17 protein-coding genes and 2 tRNA genes are annotated in these 19,594 nt (G+C 41.3%); 3 read left to right on the forward strand and 16 right to left on the reverse strand.

Translation table 11 applies throughout. The features are described 5' to 3' along the window. Window positions 1-22: 22 nt before the first annotated feature. Complete coding sequence (gene holA / locus KIH41_RS03095) at window positions 23-1,045, reverse strand: DNA polymerase III subunit delta (RefSeq protein ID WP_214161474.1); 1,023 nt, start codon at window positions 1,043-1,045, stop codon at window positions 23-25. A 125-nt stretch (window positions 1,046-1,170) separates the two neighbouring features. On the opposite strand from holA, the gene KIH41_RS03100 reads away from it, so the two are divergent. Further along, the gene (locus KIH41_RS03100) at window positions 1,171-1,857 is read left to right on the forward strand and encodes a tetratricopeptide repeat protein (protein WP_213945430.1); all 687 of its coding nucleotides are present in this window, start codon (window positions 1,171-1,173) and stop codon (window positions 1,855-1,857) included. Here KIH41_RS03100 and KIH41_RS03105 read toward each other — a convergent pair. From KIH41_RS03105 to KIH41_RS03115, 3 genes are read right to left on the reverse strand one after another with little or no spacing between them, the layout of a single operon-like run. Beyond that, window positions 1,854-2,693, reverse strand: coding sequence for a universal stress protein (locus tag KIH41_RS03105; RefSeq protein ID WP_213945429.1), 840 nt, complete (start codon window positions 2,691-2,693; stop codon window positions 1,854-1,856). The genes KIH41_RS03100 and KIH41_RS03105 overlap by 4 nt on opposite strands. 15 nt (window positions 2,694-2,708) lie before the next feature. Beyond that, a complete protein-coding gene (locus tag KIH41_RS03110; RefSeq protein ID WP_214161475.1) occupies window positions 2,709-3,632 on the reverse strand; it encodes a 2-hydroxyacid dehydrogenase in 924 nt (307 codons plus the stop codon). Next, on the reverse strand, window positions 3,629-4,234 hold the full coding sequence (locus tag KIH41_RS03115) for a DNA-3-methyladenine glycosylase (protein WP_213945427.1): 606 nt from the start codon (window positions 4,232-4,234) through the stop codon (window positions 3,629-3,631). Before KIH41_RS03115 ends, KIH41_RS03110 begins: the two co-directional genes overlap by 4 nt. A 97-nt stretch (window positions 4,235-4,331) precedes the next feature. Here KIH41_RS03115 and KIH41_RS03120 point away from each other — a divergent pair, with 97 nt between their 5' ends. Further along, window positions 4,332-5,183 carry a DUF2911 domain-containing protein gene (locus tag KIH41_RS03120; protein WP_213945426.1) on the forward strand — a complete coding sequence of 284 codons (852 nt, stop codon included), beginning with the start codon at window positions 4,332-4,334 and terminating at the stop codon, window positions 5,181-5,183. A gap of 46 nt (window positions 5,184-5,229) precedes the next feature. Here the strand turns inward: KIH41_RS03120 and KIH41_RS03125 are convergent, their stop codons facing one another. From KIH41_RS03125 to KIH41_RS03150, 6 genes are all read right to left on the reverse strand, one after another. Next, window positions 5,230-6,945 (reverse strand): sodium:solute symporter, encoded by a 1,716-nt coding sequence (locus tag KIH41_RS03125; protein WP_214161476.1) that lies wholly within the window; start codon window positions 6,943-6,945, stop codon window positions 5,230-5,232. A gap of 81 nt (window positions 6,946-7,026) precedes the next feature. Next, window positions 7,027-9,504 (reverse strand): PIG-L family deacetylase, encoded by a 2,478-nt coding sequence (locus tag KIH41_RS03130; protein WP_214161477.1) that lies wholly within the window; start codon window positions 9,502-9,504, stop codon window positions 7,027-7,029. 149 nt (window positions 9,505-9,653) lie between these two features. After that, window positions 9,654-9,726 (reverse strand) — tRNA-Thr (locus tag KIH41_RS03135). Between the two features lie 8 nt (window positions 9,727-9,734). Next, window positions 9,735-9,807, reverse strand: a tRNA-Thr gene (locus tag KIH41_RS03140). A 126-nt stretch (window positions 9,808-9,933) separates the two neighbouring features. After that, window positions 9,934-11,775 carry a DUF349 domain-containing protein gene (locus tag KIH41_RS03145; RefSeq protein WP_214161478.1) on the reverse strand — a complete coding sequence of 614 codons (1,842 nt, stop codon included), beginning with the start codon at window positions 11,773-11,775 and terminating at the stop codon, window positions 9,934-9,936. A 58-nt stretch (window positions 11,776-11,833) separates the two neighbouring features. Further along, window positions 11,834-12,403, reverse strand: a complete 570-nt coding sequence (locus KIH41_RS03150; protein WP_213945422.1) for a YqgE/AlgH family protein — start codon at window positions 12,401-12,403, stop codon at window positions 11,834-11,836. A 102-nt stretch (window positions 12,404-12,505) separates the two neighbouring features. Between KIH41_RS03150 and pdxH the strand changes: the two genes are divergently transcribed. Continuing rightward, complete coding sequence (gene pdxH, locus KIH41_RS03155; protein WP_214161479.1) at window positions 12,506-13,141, forward strand: pyridoxamine 5'-phosphate oxidase; 636 nt, start codon at window positions 12,506-12,508, stop codon at window positions 13,139-13,141. Between the two features lie 34 nt (window positions 13,142-13,175). Here the strand turns inward: pdxH and bshB1 are convergent, their stop codons facing one another. The 6 genes from bshB1 to rpsO form a co-directional block, all read right to left on the reverse strand. Beyond that, window positions 13,176-13,892 (reverse strand): bacillithiol biosynthesis deacetylase BshB1, encoded by a 717-nt coding sequence (gene bshB1, locus KIH41_RS03160; protein WP_213945420.1) that lies wholly within the window; start codon window positions 13,890-13,892, stop codon window positions 13,176-13,178. Between the two features lie 24 nt (window positions 13,893-13,916). Further along, entirely contained in the window at window positions 13,917-14,951 is a 1,035-nt protein-coding gene (locus KIH41_RS03165) for a peptidoglycan DD-metalloendopeptidase family protein (RefSeq protein WP_213945419.1), read from the reverse strand. 7 nt (window positions 14,952-14,958) lie between these two features. Beyond that, window positions 14,959-15,903: a thioredoxin-disulfide reductase gene (gene trxB / locus KIH41_RS03170; protein ID WP_214161480.1), complete on the reverse strand. Its 945-nt coding sequence runs from the start codon at window positions 15,901-15,903 to the stop codon at window positions 14,959-14,961. A 174-nt stretch (window positions 15,904-16,077) separates the two neighbouring features. Then, on the reverse strand, window positions 16,078-16,941 hold the full coding sequence (locus KIH41_RS03175) for a sigma-70 family RNA polymerase sigma factor (RefSeq protein ID WP_143960983.1): 864 nt from the start codon (window positions 16,939-16,941) through the stop codon (window positions 16,078-16,080). A gap of 87 nt (window positions 16,942-17,028) precedes the next feature. Beyond that, window positions 17,029-19,170: a polyribonucleotide nucleotidyltransferase gene (pnp, locus tag KIH41_RS03180; protein WP_214161481.1), complete on the reverse strand. Its 2,142-nt coding sequence runs from the start codon at window positions 19,168-19,170 to the stop codon at window positions 17,029-17,031. Window positions 19,171-19,283: 113 nt separating this feature from the next. Continuing rightward, entirely contained in the window at window positions 19,284-19,559 is a 276-nt protein-coding gene (gene rpsO / locus KIH41_RS03185; protein ID WP_213945416.1) for a 30S ribosomal protein S15, read from the reverse strand. Window positions 19,560-19,594: the final 35 nt, after the last annotated feature.

Below are 19,594 nucleotides of genomic sequence, written 5' to 3' on the forward strand. Positions count from 1 at the left end.
ATCAAAACGGAAAATATTAATCTTAATGGGTGAGTTTAAACACCAGCTCCTTGAGAATTTGTGCATCATCCAGTCCAGCGGAATCCACGCCTTTGGACCTTAAATCTGCCTCTTTCAAATAGCCCATATTATCAATAACCTTGCCTAAGGGGTAGTTTTTGGCCGCCAGGATGTATTCTTTCACAAAATAGGGATTCACCTTCAACATGGATGCTAACGCTGAATCCGGTTTATCCTTGTTGCCGTGCACCAATAAAATCCTGGAGTAATGTAGGTACAATAGAGCGATGATCGGAATTAAGGGATTGTTCTTCCTATTCTGCGCAAAATAGGTAATGATTTTGTTGGCCTTAATCACATCCCTATAGCTCAAGGCCTTGGTCAGCTCAAAGTTGTTGTATTCCTTATTGATCCCGATAAACTGCTGGATATGCTGGCTGTTGATCTCCACTGGCTCCGAAAAGTTGATAAGCATCTTATCCACTTCGTTGGTCAACACCTCCAGGTTATTGCCAATAGATTCTGCCAAAATCTGGGCGGCCTTCACATCAATGGAAAAACCTTTGCTCTTAAAATAATCATTTACCCAAGGAGCCAATTTGTACTCAGGAACCTTGTCTGACTTTACCAAAATGGCTTTTTTATCCAATTCCTTGGCCAGAGGTTTTCTTCCATCAAGGGTTTTGTACTTATGGGAAAAAACCAGTATGGTGCTAGGAAGGGGATTTTGAAGGTAGGATAAGAGCAAGCTGTCGCCAGCTTCCTTGCCCAAATCCGATATGGACTGGGCTTCTTTTACAATCACCAGCTGCCTCTCAGCCATCATAGGAAAGCGTTTGGCATTAGTGATTACCACGCTCATGTTGGCATCCTTGCCATACATCATCACCTGGTTGAATCCCTTCTCATGTTCAGGGATTGCATGCTTTTCAATGTGGTTTACGATTTGGTCAATGAAATAAGGTTCCTCACCTTGCAAAAAGTAAACAGGGGCATATTTTCCTGCCTTTAAGTTCTTGAGGACTTCTTCTGGTTTTGCGGGCATAAGTTGGAATTTGGTTCAAATATATAAATTATTAGCCTTTTAAAAAGGGATAATAAAGACCTATAACTGCCAATTAAACTTAATTACTGTTAAATTTGTATTCTTATCAAACCAAACCAAAAATTGTGAAAAAACTAGAGATAGCAGTAGGACTTTATAAAATAGGTAAGTTTGAGGAAGCATTGGTTCATTTCAATGAGCTGGTGGATGAAGATCCCAAGAATACTGAATACATGCTGTTTAGAGGCCGGATTTTATCCAGGTTGGGTCAATTGGAAAATGCGTTGAGCGATTTCGAGACAATTTCCGGCATGGAGCCGCACAATACCGATTTTATCAGTGACAAGGCAGTGGTGCTTCACTTGATGAAAAGAAACGAGGAGGCCTTGGAGGCGTTCAATAAGGCCTTAAACCTTGATCCACAAAACCCCTACAGATATTCCAGCCGAGCTTATTTCAAGGATAGAATTGGTGATTTGGAAGGTTCAATCGCAGATTATGAAAAAGCTATAGAAATGGATCCGGAAGATGCCGTTTCTTATAACAACAAAGGCTTGGTAGAAGAAAAGCTCGGCTATCAGCAGAGAGCCAAGAAAAGCTTCCATAAAGCAGATGAATTGGTGGGCTATAAGCCCAAAGAAACTGAAATTCCACAAAAAAATCCTGAAGATCTTCCCACCATTGGTGATCAGGAAAACGATCAGGATTCAAAATTGTCGCTGAAAAACTACCTCTCTACTGTCAAAGATGTATTCACCGATGGCAAGACCCGCAAAGAGTTTTTCGATTTCTTATTTAGGAAAAAGGATTAAACAGATTTTATGACCCATAAAGGCTTATTAATAAAATAAGACATCTTTTTGGACAGGTTATCAGTAAAGAGTTGGTCAAACCAGCTCTTTTTTTTGCTTAAGGTGACCAACACATCCCCTTTTGCTGTGATCAAGTAATTTTCAAGGCCCAGGCCTGGCTCATCCCTATAGCTTTTTAATACGTAATTGACCTTTTCATAGCGGATAAATGGCTCCAGTTCGGCCATCATCGTCTGATGAAGCGCCTTGTCTATCTGCTTCTTCTTGGTGCCTACATGGACAATGTCTATTTCGCTGTCATAAAAACTGGCCAATTCTACGACTTTTTGGATGGCAATCTTATCTTCCTCCATATAGTCGGTAGCATACACAAACTTGCGAGGCTTTTTGAAGAAAACTTTCCTTGGGACAACAAATACGTCATGGTCGGATTTTGCGACTACTTTTGAAGTGCGGGTGCCTATATAATTGGATTTGAAATCGTTGATTCCCTCGGTGCCCATGATGATCATGTCTACCTTGTGCTCATCTGCATATTCTAGAATGGTCGAACTCGTTTTGCCTTCCTTAATTTCACTGGTCACGGCGGCCAGTCCTTTCGGAATGCTCTCTTTTTCTACCTCCTTGACTAGGCTCTCTATTTTCTTCTCAGCAAAATTGAGCAAATCATACATTTTCGGATCCCTAGACAATAGCTTTTGATAATCATCTGTATTTGGAACATGAAACAATATCAATTCTGCTTGGTATTTTTCACCCAGTTTGGCCGCATACTCAATCGCATTGAGTGAGCATTCTGAAAAATCAGTCGGACACAATATTTTAAAAGTACTCATAAATGCTCTTTCGTTTTAATAGCCTTTTTCTTGGTTCACTACATTCCTCAAAGGTTTCCCCTCCATCCACCTCCTGCAATTTTCCGCAATCTTCGGTGCGGCTGCCAGTGGGTTGGTCACACTGGCAATATGGGGTGTCATGGTAATTTTCTCATTATCCCAAAATGGATGGTCTTTGGGAAGGGGTTCCTTACTATAAACATCCAGCAAAGCACCCGATATATGCCCTTTTTTCAAGGCTTTTATGAGATCCTCTTCCACCAGATGTTTTCCACGCGCCACGTTAATCAAATAGGTACCCTTTTGGCAATCCTCAAAGAAGTCGCTATTTAAGAATCCCTCAGTCTGCTCTGTCAGGGGCAAGAGACAGGCTATCACGTTTACTTTATCCAGAAATGACTTTAAACCTTCCTTTCCATGGAAATACGTAAAAGGAAAATCTTCTTTTGGACTGTTTCCATATCCATATACATCAAAACCCATGTAGGATAATTTATCCAAAACATCTCCACCCAAAGCTCCCACTCCCATCACGCCAACTTTTACATCGATTTCAGGGTTTTTCATATCCCATCGTTTCTTTTTTTGGTTTTCCTGAAAGTGGCTCAACCTTCGGTGGAAATTCAGCACCCCCATAACCACATAATTGGTCATGGAGAAGGTCAGTTTTTCATCCTTAATCCTTGCCACAGGAATTCCTTCTGGCAGATACGGGTCGTTGAGAATATGGTCCACCCCTGCCCCCATCGAGCTGATGAACTTTAAGTTGGTGAATTTCTTCAAAATCCCCTTAGGATGCTGCCATAGCATCACCATATCCACATTTTCGGGTGAACTGATTTCAGGGTATACCTGAATATTCACCCCTTTGGCTTCTTTTTCTATCGTTTCTTTCCAGACGGTAACATCACGTCCTGGCGCTATAATAGCTATGTTCATTTTTTGCTGATAAACAGGTTATCTTTTATGTAATACCTCCAGGGTAATGCCGCATCTTCTTCGGCATAATCTACTCCTATCCTAGTGGTTTCCACAATTTCAAATTTCGGTTCGCTTTCCAGCTTGCCTATCCAAATCGGGGACTCTTTATTATAAAGGACGGTATCGTTGTATTGTTTATGGATGCCCATCGCCATAGCAAGCTTTCCCGGTCCATTGCAAAGCGTTTTTATATTTTCCATGCCGCGGCGAATCTTCATTTCCTCAATGCCTTTTAGCGGCTCCAGAGCTCTAATCAAGACTGCATTGGCCTGATTTTCAATATGCGTGACAATGTTAAACAGATGATGGATCCCATAGCAGAGGTACACATAACTGCGCCCTCCTTCCTTAAACATTACTTCAGTTCTTTTCGTATTTCGATTGAGATATGCATGACAAGCTTTATCTTTATTCCCGTCATAGGCTTCCGTTTCTACGATTCTGCCCGCTGTGATGGATTCGCCAATTTGGGAGACCATTATTTTGCCAAGCAGCTCTTTGGAAATCTGAGTAACCTCATTTTCCAAAAAGAATTCTTTAGGCAATACGGTTAGGTTCATGACGCAATAAAAACTAGCTTAAATTAAGAATTAATTGAATTATAAGCAATAATATTACCATAATATAAGTCATATTTAAAATTAATAATAAAATTTTATGAAGAGAAAATTAGCTCTGTTTGTTATCCTGTTGAGTATGATGGGATATGCTTCTGTAAATGGCCAACAAATCCAAATGCCTCAGGCGAGCCCGGAAGCTACATTGAGTCAAAAAATCGGTTTGACCGATGTGAAAATTGAGTATAGCCGACCTAGTATGAAGGGTAGAAAGATTTTTGGTGAACTGGTGCCCTACGGAAAAGTTTGGAGAACCGGGGCAAATGCAGCTACTATAATCACCTTTTCCACAGATGTGAAAGTGGAAGGTAGAGACCTTGAGAAAGGCAGCTATGCCATTTATTCTATTCCTGAAAAAGAGGATTGGACCATCATTTTCTCCAAAAACACCAAGCTTTGGGGCTCCATCGGTTATGATCAGGCCGATGATGTGTTCAGGTTTAGGGTAAGACCTTCGAAAACTGCCAACAAGTATGAAACCATGGAGATTAACTTCGTGGACATGACCGATACCGGCGCCTCAGTAGCTATGAAATGGGAAAGAACTTCGGTTAAATTCCGCATCGAGACCGAGGTGGATCCAATAGTGATGAAGCAAATCCAAGAGATGGTAATCGACCAGGATCCTCAAAATCCCGGCTTATATTATCAGGCTGCCAACTATTATTACACCAATAAGAAAGACTTGAATCAGGCTTTAGAATGGATTAGCAAGTCCGTTGATAATGATCCAAAATACTGGACGCTACATTTGAAAGCCAAAATTGAGAATGATCTTGGTAAAAAGGAGGAAGCCAGAATAAGCGCTAGAAAATCTCTGGAAATGGCCAAGGAAGCCAAAAATGATGATTATGTAACGCTCAATGAGAGGCTGTTAAGGTCAATCAGGTAGAAAATGATAAGGCTGAGGAAAATTCCTCAGCCTTTATTTTTTACTGTTATTTCGGTGTTGTTTGGCCAATTATCGGCTGAAGTAATGCGGAAAGCCCCATCACCAATAGACAACCAATAGCATTGTACCAGAGGAAGCCAATATCAATTGCAACCCCGAATAACTCTTCGCCGTTGTGCCAATGAATGATCAGGATACAGGCTTCGGAAAGCAAGGCGGCAATAAACACTGCGTTTCCTTTCACCCACTTCATATAAAAGCCCACCAAAAATATCCCTAGAATGGTACCATAAAACAGGGAGCCCAAAAGGTTGACAGCTTGAATAAGGTTTTCAAACAGGGAGGCATAGGTCGCAAATATGATGGCAAATACACCCCAAATGGCGGTAAACCATTTTGAGGAAAGCATATAATGAACAGAGCTTTCTTCCTGCTTGATGGACCGCTTATAAACATCCACCGTGGTAGTTGAGCCCAATGCATTTAGCTCCGAGGCTGTAGAGGACATGGCCGCACTAAAAATCACGGCAAATAGCAATCCTATCACTCCTGTTGGCAGATAATCCATTACAAAACGCATGAAAACATAATCGGTATCCCTGGTTTCAGCAGCGGGATTGTTTTTAAGGATCAATGATTTTACCTCCGTTCTGATTTCTTCCTGTTCCAAGGAAGATTGCTGTATGGACTGCTGATAAGTGCGAATACTGTTTTCATCCTTGGCTTTCACAGCCTCCAACATAGCCATGATATCCTGATTTTTTTCAACAAACTTCTGGTCATATGCATCCTGAAGTAGTAAGAAATCTTCCTGATAAGGACTGCCAATGATATTCTCTGTTTGGACTTTATTGAAAAATATGGGAGGTTGGTAGAATTGGTAAAACACGAAAACCATCACGCCTATAAAAAGGATGATAAATTGCATAGGGACCTTGAGAAAACCATTCATGATCAACCCCATCCTGCTTTCAGCCAAGGATTTCCCTGTAAGGTACCGCTGAACTTGGCTTTGGTCTGTACCAAAATAGGAAAGAAACAGAAACAGGGCCCCAGTCAGTCCCGACCAGAAATTATACCTGTCTGAAAGGTCAAATTCAAAGTTGACAATGTTTAATTTCTCCATTTTTCCGGCTACATGGAGGGCTTCGGTAAATTTGATGGGAAGCAAATAGATTACAAAGCCACCGGCCAATATCATTCCTCCCATCATCACAGCCATTTGTTGCTTTTGAGTGATGGAAACGGCTTTGGTCCCGCCTGATACCGTATAGATAATTACTAATACCCCTATCAGGATATTTGTCCAAGTCAGATTCCAGCCAAGGAGAGTCGAAAGAATGATAGATGGTGCATAAATGGTAATTCCAGCAGCTAATCCCCTTTGAATCAGGAATAAAAGTGCTGCCAGAGTCCTAGTTTTTAAATTGAATCTATTCTCCAAAAACTCATACGCAGTATACACTTTGAGTCGGTAATACAGCGGAATGAAGGTGACAGAGAGAATGATCATGGCCACCGGAAGCCCAAAATAGAACTGTATAAAACGCATTCCATCTTCAAATGCCTGGCCTGGAGTACTTAAAAAGGTGATAGCAGAAGCTTGGGTGGCCATAATGGATAAGCCAATTGTCCACCAATTCATATCACTGTTTCCCTTGAGGTAGCTTTCCATGTCTTTGGCCCCATAGGTCTTATATACTCCGTAAGAAACGATGGAAATCAGGGTCCCAAATAAAATTATCCAATCAATATTGCTCATGAGTAATATTGGGTCATCCAGTATAACAACATGATCAAAACCCCGAGCACCACCACCAATCCAATGTAATATTTACGCCAATCAATCTTGTCCATCCTGGGTTTGCTCGATTAGATTCACAAATAATTTAATCGCACCCGGCACACCGGCAGGAAGCAAACGGAACCAACTGATTCCGGAATAAGCAAAAGTGCCATTTCCATGGTCAGTATAAAGCAAGGAACCTTTTTTGGGACTTTCACCCGGATCATTCATGGTAAATGGTGTCTGGTATTTAGAATCCCACTCTCCGGCAAAATATAGGCCCCTTTCCTGAACCCAATTTTCAAAATCACTCTCCGAAATCCGATGAGGATAAGTAAGAATCCTGCTGTCACCATCGAATTTAACCGGCGCTTCTTCCACCGAAACTCGATCCCTGGATAACTTTATAGGATAAGGTCCCAATTGGTTGGTTAGCAGAGGTGAGCTGGTATTATATTGTACGATCATATTGCCACCGTCCTTCACATAGCCAAGCAATTGGTCCATATTATTGGCCAAGTTTTCATTGACATTGAAGGCTCTGATACCGGTGATGATGGTGGAATATTGCTTAAGATTATTGGAGGTCAGGCTACCATTGTCAAGCAGGGTAACCTGGTAACCCATCTGCTGCAAGACCTCTGGGATATCATCTCCTGCACCTGGAATATAGCCAATATGCTGATCACTTAATTGAAGGTTCAGATTCAAGATATTAAACCTGCTCTTGGGGAAATAGGTGAGGTTGGGGATATGCTTATATTTAATGCGGATAATATCTTGATCAAACTCTCTCCCATCTTCCAAGGTGTATTTGGCCACTACATCAAGTTTTTCAGTACCCGTGGGCAATTCACCAATTGCTATTGAAAAAAACTTCTTCTTTTTGACTTCATCGGTTCTATTGTGAAGAATCTTGTATTGACCTGGATTTAATCCGTCCAAAGTAAGCTTTCCGCTTATGACATCCTCAAAAAAACCTATCTCTACTTCCACTTGGGTTTCTTTTCCCTTTTTTAGAAACACATTTTTAGCCCCCACGTGAACTACCACTTCAGGAGTGATGGTGAACGGCTGTTTGGTTTCGCCATCGACCTGGTCATTAAACTTATACATCAATGGCAATTCGTATTGGAAATGCTGCCCTTGGAGTTCAAAAGCCAATAAGCCGGATAGACTAGGTTTATTGAAGGCTTGCCCTATACTTTTTTGATTGCTTATTGAAAAGACATTGTCCAGAATTTCCTCCTCCAACCAATACGGCTGGCTAACTGGATATTCCAGGGGTAGGGTGATTTTAATGTCTTTTTTGAATGGTTTGTTTTTTTCTACTGACTCTTCAAGTTCAAGTTTCTTATCTAGGATTGTATACGACTGCAACCTTATGTCTGTATTGGATGGGGAGTTAAATACGAGGGTCGATTTTATTTCTTTTCCAGGAAATGATAACTCTTCATCGGCATTGAATTCTGCAGTTAAGCCCAAAATATCAAAAATAATTTCATCTATTGCCATTCTCTTTTCAATTAACCAATCCTCATTTCCTGGTTCAAGATTTAAACTTCTTCTAATCTCCAAAAGGTTTTCCAAATTGGCTCCTAGATTAACAAAGTCAAAAGCGTCAATTGCTTCAGAAATTTTCGATTCCATTATTTGCCCATTGGGTATCCCCTCCCATCGGTTCCTCACTGTTTCGAAAGGATCATTCGTGAATTTAGGCCCATCAATTAGCTGGATAAAGTCTGTTCCTGCTCCAATTTGAGCTGTGGCCCCAAAACCCTGGGACTTGTGCATCGTACGGCTTGCTGCTGCAATTTGGGAATAAGTTCGACCCAGAAGGGAATTGTAATCGCCTACAGGAAATGTATGGTATTTCTTGTCCGCATCAGGTTCATATTCCCCGCCCCAGTTATAGGCATTCCAAAAAATCCTTTTTGGCTGCCAAGTGGAAGTATGTAATAGTTGCTCGGGGAATTTAGTGCTATCGCCTGCGATCTTAAACGCTTCACCAGCCAGAATTGCTGAACTGGTGTGATGCCCATGGGTCCCCCCCGGTTCGGTATTGAATCTAGTGATAATGATATCAGGCTTGTAATTTCTGATCACCCACACCACGTCGCTCAAAATGGTTTCTTTATCCCAGTTGTTGAACGTCTCATCGGGATTTTTGCTGAAACCAAAGTCAATGGCTCTAGTAAAAAACTGTTTTCCGCCATCTACTTTTCGGGCCTGTAGGAGTTCTTGGGTCCTGATCATTCCCAGTTCCAAGCCTAACTCCTTGCCGATGAGGTTTTGACCGCCATCGCCCCGGGTAAGGGACAGGTAAGCCACCTGAGCATGCTCATCATTGGCCAAGTAAGAAATCAGGCGGGTGTTTTCATCATCGGGGTGGGCAGCCACATACAGGACTCTTTTGGTTTCCTTAAGCTTTAATAGCTCATGGTAAATTTCTGAAGAGGTTCTGTTGCGATGTTGAGAATAGGATTTGGGCAGAAAGATCAAGCAGAGCAGAATTGCCAGCACGGAAGTCCGCATACAGTTTATCATGGGTTCAAAAACTAATTGACCCTAAATCTAAATCAATAAAGCCAAATTTTAAAAGAATATTATATAAATGGAGAGGCCTTTTCCAGGTTTTTTAAAACCAAAAAAGCAGTCTTTAAAAGACTGCTTTTACAATTTTGAGCCCCTTGCCGGGATCGAACCAGCGACCTACTGATTACAAGTCAGTTGCTCTACCAGCTGAGCTAAAGAGGCTAAAATTGAGCCTCCTGTCGGGATCGAACCAACGACCTACTGATTACAAGTCAGTTGCTCTACCAGCTGAGCTAAGGAGGCTTTGATGTTTTTGATAAGGGGCTTTTCCCTTATTGCGAGTGCAAATATAGGTCTAAGGCACAGTTTATTCAAATAATTTGGAAGAAAATTTAGGGAGATGCAACTATCTCCCTAAATGTGAACTTCTTAAAATTCTCTCAGAATGGAAAGTTTTTTCTTCAACCTGTCAATTTCTTTCTCTGCTTTCACGATTTTTTCGTCAAACTGATCTTTCAATTTATCAGCAGTGCGTGATGCAGCAAAAAATTCCAAGTTGTTTTTCCAAAGGGTAATATTGTTTTCCAGATCGGCAATCTGTTTTCTGATACCATGCTCTTTTTTGTTCAACTCCCTATTTCCGTGTGGGTCTGCCTGTAGTTTGGTGAGGTTAAGCCTGAAGAGGAATTCTTCTTTATCACCGCTTTCTACCCCCAGTTTATTTACATATTGATCTACTGCCTCGTTGAACTTGGCAGCGATGTCTTTTATGTTTTTTCTTGGTACAAAACCAATGCTGTTGTATTCCGCAATAAAGCCCTCAAGCTCTTCCTGGGAAAGGTTTTCTCCAGTTGAAGCCGTGGATTTGATCTTTTCGCAAAGCTGCTCCTTTTCATTAAGGTTTTGATCAAACTCCTTGTTAAGCTCCTTATTGGCTTGTCTTCTTTTATCAAAGAAAGTGTCACAGGCTTTCTTAAAGCGCTTGTAAAGATCATCCCTCACTTTTTCAGGAGTTGGTCCAATCTTTTTCCAGTCCTGCTGCAGCTGAATCAGTTCCTTGCCGGCCGCCTGCCAGTCGGTACTATCAGAAAAAGAAGTAGCTTTAGCAATTAGCTCTTCAGCCTTGGCCTTGTTTTGAAGCCTTATTTCGTCAAGTTCTTTGAAAAACAGGTTTTTGTTATGGAAAAACTGTTTGAACAGTCCCCAAAACTTTTTGTTGATTTCTTTTCCGCTTTCACGGGGTACAGGCCCCACTGCCTCCCATTGTTTCTGGATATCCAAGATTTCCTTGGTTTTATTATTCCAGTCTTTAATACGGTCAGCTTTGAAGTCTTTATACTGATCAAGTTTTTCGATCAAAGCCTCTTTTTTAACTTGATTGGCTTTGAAAACTTCAACTTGGTCTTCATAATAGTTTTTCCTTCTAGCGTAAATGGCATCTGAGGCTGACTTGAATCTTTGCCATACTTGCTCCTGTTCCTCTCTCGGCACCGGACCAACGTGCTTAAATTCATCATGGAGATCATTCAAAACCTTGATGGCTTCTTTTAAGTCTTCAGACTGTCCTAAATGCTCCGCACGCTGACAGATTTCCAGCTTATGTTCCAGGTTTTTTTTACGATCAAGCTCTTTAAGCTCAAAATAAATGCTTCTATTATCATAAAACCTATCCATCAAGGCATTATAAGATGCCCAAAGGTTTTTATTTTGGGAAGCTGGGACAGGCCCGATTTTCTTCCATTCTTCCTGAATTTCCTTTATCGTGCTTATGCTGTGGGTGGTCTCTTCCCCATCCACCAATTCACGAAGCTTTTGCAGGATTTCATTTTTGGCGTGAAGATTTTTTTCCTTGTTCTTTTCTAACTCTTTGATCTGGTTAGCCTTGCGCTCACGGAATTCGTTGTAATATTTGAAAAAATCTTTATCTTCATTAGTATTTCTATATTGAAAGTCATCAGGATTACCTCCCTCCTGCTCGAATTTGGCTGCAGCCTCTTTTTTCTCCAGTTGATAAAATTCATCAAAATGAGCTTTAATTTCATGAACTTCCCCATCCTTTTTAATTAGCTGATCCGCTGCCAATATTTCTTTTAGAGCTGAAATCAGCTCTTTTTTCGAATGGTTGGAATAATCGACATGATGGTCTTCTTCCTCATGTGGATTTTCATCTGAATCATGCTCCTGATTTTGGGCTGCTTGAATACCCTCTTGAGTTTCATTAACTTCCGGGGTCACCTGATCTTGCTTTGACATTTCTTTATCGTTGTCCATAAATACTGGGGTAATATAAAACTTTTGAAAAGCTATAAACAAAAGTAAGAAATTTTGGCTAATTCAATCTTGGGTCTATCGGATAATTTGCCAGAAGTTGATATTCGCCCCCCATGTTCTTTAGAATTATTTTCCAAAGCTCATCCGGATCCGAATTAAAAATATGCTGAGAAAGCTCAGAGGGACATACAATCCAAGTTTTTAAGTCAATTTCTTCCTGCAGCTGGCCTTCGGACCAACCACTGTATCCCAAAAAGAATCTAAACTTGTCTACATCCAAATCGCTGGTTTTCAATTTATCCACCAATTCTGTGAAATTTCCACTCCACCAAATATCTGGAGCCAAAGGAATGCTGCCGGTGATAAGCTGGTCGCCATGGTAGATAAAATGCAGGGTGTTTTGCTCAACGGGTCCTCCCACGTATACAGAAGTGTCATAACTACTCAGGTCTTGAATGAGGTCCCCTAAGCGGACTATGGAAAGTTTATTTAAGACAAGGCCAAAAGAGCCTTTCTCATTGTGCTCACAGAGCAGAATGACTGATCTTACAAAATTTTCGTCTTGCAAAAAAGGTTCGGAGATCAGCAGATCACCCGCCACTGGACTTTTATTAGAAGTTAATCCCATGAAAAATAACGTTTATATTATTCTGTCAATTTATATCAAAATTTTTTAAATGCAATAAGTATATTAATTTTATATCAGCACCCAATTACCAACATCATAACCATGAATATAGCTGCACTTAGGAATGAATATTCCCTCAAGACTCTGGATGTGGACCATGTTAACCACAATCCAATTGATCAATTCAAAAAGTGGTTTGAGGAAGCTTTAGAAGTAAAGGCCGTAGAGGCAAATGCCATGAACTTGGCCACGGTCAATGATAGCAACAAACCCTCTGCCAGGGTGGTACTTTTAAAGGGAGTGGATCACGGATTTGTCTTTTTTACAAATTATGAAAGTAGAAAAGGCCAACAAATAGCCAAAAACCCCTTTGCTGCCTTGACCTTTTTCTGGCCTGAACTCGAAAGGCAAGTGCGGATCGAAGGGAAGCTGGAGAAAATCGCGGCAGCTGAATCGGATGAGTACTTTTCCTCCCGACCTGTGGGCAGCCAGATTGGGGCCATTACCTCCCCCCAAAGTAAGGTAATTCCGAATAAAGAGTTTTTACAGAAACGTCTTTCTGAAGTTGAGCAATCTTATAAAGATAAGAATATTGATAGACCTGAACATTGGGGTGGTTACCGACTAATTCCCAATGTAATCGAATTTTGGCAGGGGAGGCCAAGTAGGCTCCATGATAGGCTAGAATTCCAGTTGGACGAAACTGGGAATTGGCAAATCAATAGATTGGCCCCATAATAAAAACAGGCCTGAAGGTATTTCAGGCCTGTTTTTATTTTATATTGAAAAGGTTACCCGTCCCTATTGTTCGTTCGACGGTAAAACCCTCACCATACTTCACATTGATACTGTGGCCAAACTCTTTGGCTCTAGCTTCGATAAAATCCAAAAATTCCGGAGAAGAAATGAAGCTTTGGGGTTCGTTGCTGTCAGGATCGTGGAATTGGGACTTAAAAGCGCGAATGCTTTCCACCTTTTTCTCCCAAAACCCAGAAATATCCATTACAAAATCAGGCTTGATGTAATTGTTCTGTATGTAATGATAGACATATTTAGGTCTCCAAGGTTCCTGCTCCTCCCCCTCTAGTTCCGTAACCACTCGCCTTAAGCCACTGGTAAAACAGGCTTTTGTAGCAACCTGAGCTCCTTTTCCATGATCAGGATGCCTATCAGAAATCGCATTGGCCAATACAATTTCAGGCTTGTATTTCCTGATTATCTTTACTATTTCCAAATGGTGTTTTTCGTCATCTGTAAAAAACACATCTCTAAATTTAAGGTTTTCCCGCATGCTAAGCCCCAAAACTTCAGCGGCTGCGGCACTTTCCTCCATTCTTATGGCTGGCGTGCCGCGTGTTCCCATTTCCCCTTGAGTAAGATCCAATATACCTACCTTAAAACCTTGGGCCACATGTGCAGCTAGGGTTCCTGAGCAGGAAAGTTCGGCATCATCAGGATGGGCGGCTATCGCCAAAATGTCAAGTTTCATATATTTTAAAGCTTAAAAAGGTAATCATTTAATTTTCAATCGTTGTCCAACTTTGATTATCGATCTGGTAGAAATTCCATTCAGACGCGCAATCTGGTTGACAGATACTCCATACCTTCTCGCAATTAGACCCAGATTTTCCCCACTTCTTACTCTGTGATAAACTGCTTGTTGTGCTTTGATCACATGATCAAAACTGTTAGCGGTGATCGTGTAAGAATCACCTTTGATTCGCCCGATATTAAAATCAAAAATTTCCGTAGGGTTGATGGATAGTCCTTGGTACCGTATTTCATAATGCAAGTGCGGTCCGGAGCTCCGTCCCGTACTCCCTCCTAGACCTAGCACATCACCTGCAATCACTTCTTGCCCTACTTCAACCAGTATCTTGGACATATGTCCATAGAGTGTCTCCAAACCATTTTTATGCCTTACCACGACATAATAACCATAACCATTCCTATCATAGGATTTGATACGGACAATTCCATCAAAGGTACTATGAATGGGATCACCGGTGTTTAGTTTTAAATCTGTACCGTGATGCCATCTGATCCTTCTGAAACCAAAGTCTGAAGTGATCCGAGTTTCTTGCAAAGGCACGTGCCAATTACTTCCGAAGAATTGATCGTATAGCTTTATATGAACCGTGTCTTTAAAGTCTTTGGGGTTAAAGTTATAAATATTGATTTTTTGGCTATCCCAAGATGAGTAATACTCAAAAGCAGTGACCCAAATGCTGTCAATCATGATTTGCTCAGAAACCTTCACCAACTGATTGGTAGGGGCCCATATTAATGTTGTAGTATCCTCACTAATGGGGCTCAATCGCCTTTTCAAGTTGACATAGTCCTTATAAATAAGGGAATCGGTTTCCTTTCTTAGGTCTTTTAAGTATTGTTGGACATCGAAGGTTTCCAAGCTCCGGGTGGCTGGGGCTTCAATGGGCTGGGTTTTGGGTGCGTTTTTTTTGAATATACGGGGAAATTGCTGCGCTTGGGAGGCATAGCTCATCAAGCACAGCAATCCAATAAATAAAATTCGGAATTGGAAACTCATTCGCCGTCTATACAAGCTCTTTTTCAGCCAAATATCTTTCTGCATCTAATGCAGCCATGCAACCTGTTCCAGCGGCAGTTACGGCTTGGCGGTAGATATGATCCTGAGCGTCTCCACATGCGAAGACTCCTTCAATATTGGTTCTGGTGCTTCCTGGCTGGGTGATGATATAGCCGGATTCATCCATGTCAATGTAGGATTTGAAAATATCAGTATTTGGCTGGTGGCCTATGGCAACAAAAAATCCAGTTACATTCAATTCAATGGTTTCACCGGTTTGATTGTTTCTCAATCTTGCACCGGTCACTTCCTCGTCACCCAAGATTTCTTCCGTTTCTGTATTCCAGAGAATTTCGATTTTCGGGTTGTTCATGACACGCTTTTGCATGATTTGAGAAGCTCTCATCTCGTCTCTCCTCACGATCATGTAAACCTTATTACAAATGTTGGCAAGATAGCTAGCCTCTTCACATGCTGTATCACCTGCCCCAACGATGGCTACATCTTGGCCTCTGAAGAAAAATCCATCACAAACCGCACAGGCTGAAACACCTTTTCCATTAAGACGGGTTTCGCTTTCAAGCCCAAGCCACTTCGCAGAGGCTCCGGTTGAAATCAAAACGGTATCTGCATGAATGGTTTTTTGATCGTCTACAATTACTTTGTGGGGTCTTTGAGAAAAATCAACTTCTGTAACCAGACCGTATCTCACATCAGTACCGAATCTTTCTGCCTGCTTCCTAAAATCCTCCATCATTTGAGGGCCCATTACCCCCTCAGGGTAACCTGGGTAATTCTCAACATCTGTGGTAATGGTCAACTGTCCACCAGGCTGGCCTCCAGTATATAAAACAGGCTTTAAACCTGCTCTTGCAGCGTAAATGGCTGCGGTATATCCTGCAGGACCTGACCCAACTATTAAAACTTGTATGCTTTCTATATCTTGGCTCATGGATTCATAAAATTTAAGGTTGGCAAATTTTAACAATTTATCTCTTTTAACAAAGGTTATTCTTGTTAAAAATAGCTAATTCAAAGGTAAAATGCTCTGCGGTTTATTTCGATATAAACCATAAAAAAAGGGGATAAAATCCCCTTTTAACATTGTTTCTAATAAGATATTGTATTATCCGAGGTAAGGTTTCAAAGTCTTGCTTCGGCTGGTATGTCGTAATCTTCTGATTGCCTTTTCTTTGATCTGTCTTACTCTTTCCCTTGTCAAATTGAATTTCTCTCCAATCTCTTCCAAAGTCATGGCATGTTCACCATTCAGACCAAAATACAAAGTAATTACATCAGCTTCTCTCTGTGTCAAAGTTGACAATGCCCTCTGAACCTCCTTGCGAAGGGAATCATTCATCAGGCCATCATCTGGTTTCTCTTCACCATCATTTTCCAAAACATCCAAGAGGCTGTTTTCTTCACCTTGTACAAATGGTGCGTCCATTGAGACGTGTCTACCCGAAATCTTCATGGTATCCACTACCTCACCAGCAGTGACTTCCAATACCTCGGCAAGCTCCTCAGGAGATGGCTCTCTTTCGAATTTTTGCTCAAGTTCTGAGAAAGTTTTGCTGATTTTGTTCAAAGACCCTACCCTGTTCAGTGGAAGTCTAACAATCCTGGATTGCTCGGCAAGAGCTTGCAAAATGGACTGTCTGATCCACCATACGGCGTAAGAGATGAATTTAAAACCTCTAGTTTCATCAAATCTTTGGGCAGCTTTGATCAGGCCTAGGTTACCTTCGTTGATAAGATCCCCAAGTGATAAACCTTGATTTTGATACTGCTTAGCTACAGAAACGACAAACCTTAGGTTGGCCTTAGTTAATTTTTCAAGAGCTAGTTGGTCGCCTTCACGGATTCTTTTGGCAAGAATCACCTCTTCATCGGCTGTCAAAAGGTCAACCTTACCTATTTCCTGTAAATATTTATCAAGAGATTGACTCTCTCGGTTAGTAATCTGTTTGCTAATTTTAAGCTGCCTCATTCAATTTCGTTTGTTTTGTAAAGACTGGTGTAATAACAGATGTATATTGAAAATAAGTTCAAAATACTAAAATGGTTTCAGATTATTTTAATCTTTTTTCTCCTGCTTTTCTGGTTTAGGTAATAGAGCCTTTCTGGAAAGCTTGAATTTGCCGGTTTTCTTATCTACGTCAATCAATTTGACCATGATCTCTTCACCTGGCTCTAGCACGCCTTCCATGTTTTCCAGTCTTTCCCACTTGATTTCAGAAATATGCAACAGGCCATCTTTGCCTGGCATGAATTCTACAAACGCCCCAAATGGCATAATATTTTTAACTTTACCCGTATAGGTCTCCCCTATCTCTGGCTGAGCAACAATCCCTTTGATTCGGCTGATGGCAGCATTCATGGAATCCTCATTATTAGAGAAAACATTGATTTTGCCTGCATTATCCACTTCTTCTATTACAATTGTAGCACCGGTGTCCTTTTGGATTTCTTGGATTACTTTACCACCTGGCCCGATCACTGCACCGATCAATTCCTTAGGAATCATCATGTTGTAAGATCTTGGTGTGTGCGGCTTAAGTTCCGCTTTAGGGGCATCAAGAGTCTTGCTGATCTCTCTCAAAATGTGGAGTCTACCTTCTTTAGCTTGGTACAAAGCTTCTTTCAAAACATTGTAGTCTAAGCCTTCCACTTTCAGATCCATCTGGCAAGCCGTGATACCTTTTTCAGTACCGGTTACTTTGAAATCCATGTCACCCAAGTGATCCTCATCACCGAGGATATCAGAAAGGATGCTGTATTTCCCGGTTTTTGCATCGGAAATCATCCCCATAGCAATACCCGTCACAGGAGCTTTGATCTTGATGCCTGCGTCCATCAGGGCCAAGGAACCAGCACAAACTGTGGCCATGGATGACGAACCGTTGGATTCCAAGATGTCAGAAACGATTCTGATAGTATAAGGATTTTCTTCCTCAGGAGGCAATACTTTTTTCAAAGCTCTCATGGCCAAGTTACCATGTCCAACTTCTCTTCTTCCCGGTCCTCTGTTTGGCTTTACTTCACCTGTGGAGAATCCTGGGAAATTATAGTGTAAAAAGAATTTGTTGTAACCCGAAATGGTAGCTCCATCGATCATCTGCTCATCCATCTTGGTTCCCAAGGTACAAGTGGTTACAGATTGGGTTTCCCCTCTGGTGAAAACAGCCGAACCGTGGGCAGATGGCAAGTAATCAACTACAGACCAGATCGGACGGATTTCGTCAGTCTGTCTTCCGTCAAGTCTTTTCTTTTCATTCAAAGTAAGGTTTCGAGCCGCCTCCTTGTGGATCTTGCTGAAATATGGACCGATAAGGCTGGCCTCATACTCATGCTCTTCACCTAATGATTCAACGAACTCAGTTTTGATGGCTTTGATCAATTCACCTCTTTGTGATTTGTTAGCCAATTGGCGACCTACCACTTCGTAGATTTTATCGTAGAGCTCAGTCTTCATTTTATCAAATAAAGGCTGGTCTTCTTTTTCGTGAGAATACTCCCTTTTGGTTTCTTTACCCACTGCAGCTTCAAGTTCTTTCTGAACCTGGCAGTGTCTTTTGATCTCCTCATGGGCAAATTGAAGCGCTTCTACCATCTCGTCTTCTGAGATCTCGTCGCCTTCACCTTCCACCATAAGGATGTACTCCATAGAACCAGCAACGATCAACTCCATTGAAGCTGACTGCAATTGGGTTGGAGTGGGGTTGATGATAAGATTGCCATCAATTTTGGCAACCCTTACTTCTGAAATGGGGCCATTGAAAGGAATGTCGGATACGGCAAGAGCCGCAGAAGCCGCCAAGCCCGCAAGTGCATCCGGAAGCACATCTGCATCGCCTGACATCAAAGTGATGGCGATTTGGGTGTCAGCATGATAGTCATCCGGGAAAATAGGGCGGATAGCTCTATCTACGATACGGCTGATTAGAATTTCATAGTCGGAAAGTCTCCCTTCTCTTTTTAGGAAACCTCCTGGGATTTTACCTGATGCGGCAAATTTCTCTTGGTAATCCACTGACATGGGTAGGAAATCAACCCCTTCAGCAGCTTCTTTTTTAGAAACAACAGTGGCTAATAGCATGGCATTTCCCATCCTTACCACCACAGCCCCATCGGCTTGCTTGGCTAAGGCACCAGTTTCAATAATAATTTCTCTTCCGTCCTCTAACTTGATGGACTTTGAAATGACGTTTGGTAACATACAATTTTGTTAAGAATAACTTAAGATAGTTTTAAAAGTAAGGTTTAATAGCTGGGGGTAGTAGAATCAAAAAAGTAAGGTTCTCCCTAGGAAGAACCTTACAGTCATGTTTTTTATTTACGTAATCCTAAGTCTGCAAGTACAGCTCTGTATCTTTCGATATCATTTTTGTAAAGATAATTCAAAAGACTTCTGCGCTTACCTACCAGTTTCAAAAGACCCAATCTTGAAGAGTGATCTTTTTTGTTGGTTTTAAGGTGGTCAGTTAAGTGCTTGATTCTGAATGTGAATAAAGCGATCTGAGACTCAGGAGAACCAGTGTCTTTATCAGATTTTAACCTACCATGATTTTTAAACAACTCTGTTTTTTTCTCTGATGTTAAATACATGCTTAGTTAATTAGATAATGATAATTTTTTAAAAC

Source organism: Litoribacter ruber, assembly GCF_018500185.1.
GTDB lineage: Bacteria > Bacteroidota > Bacteroidia > Cytophagales > Cyclobacteriaceae > Litoribacter > Litoribacter ruber.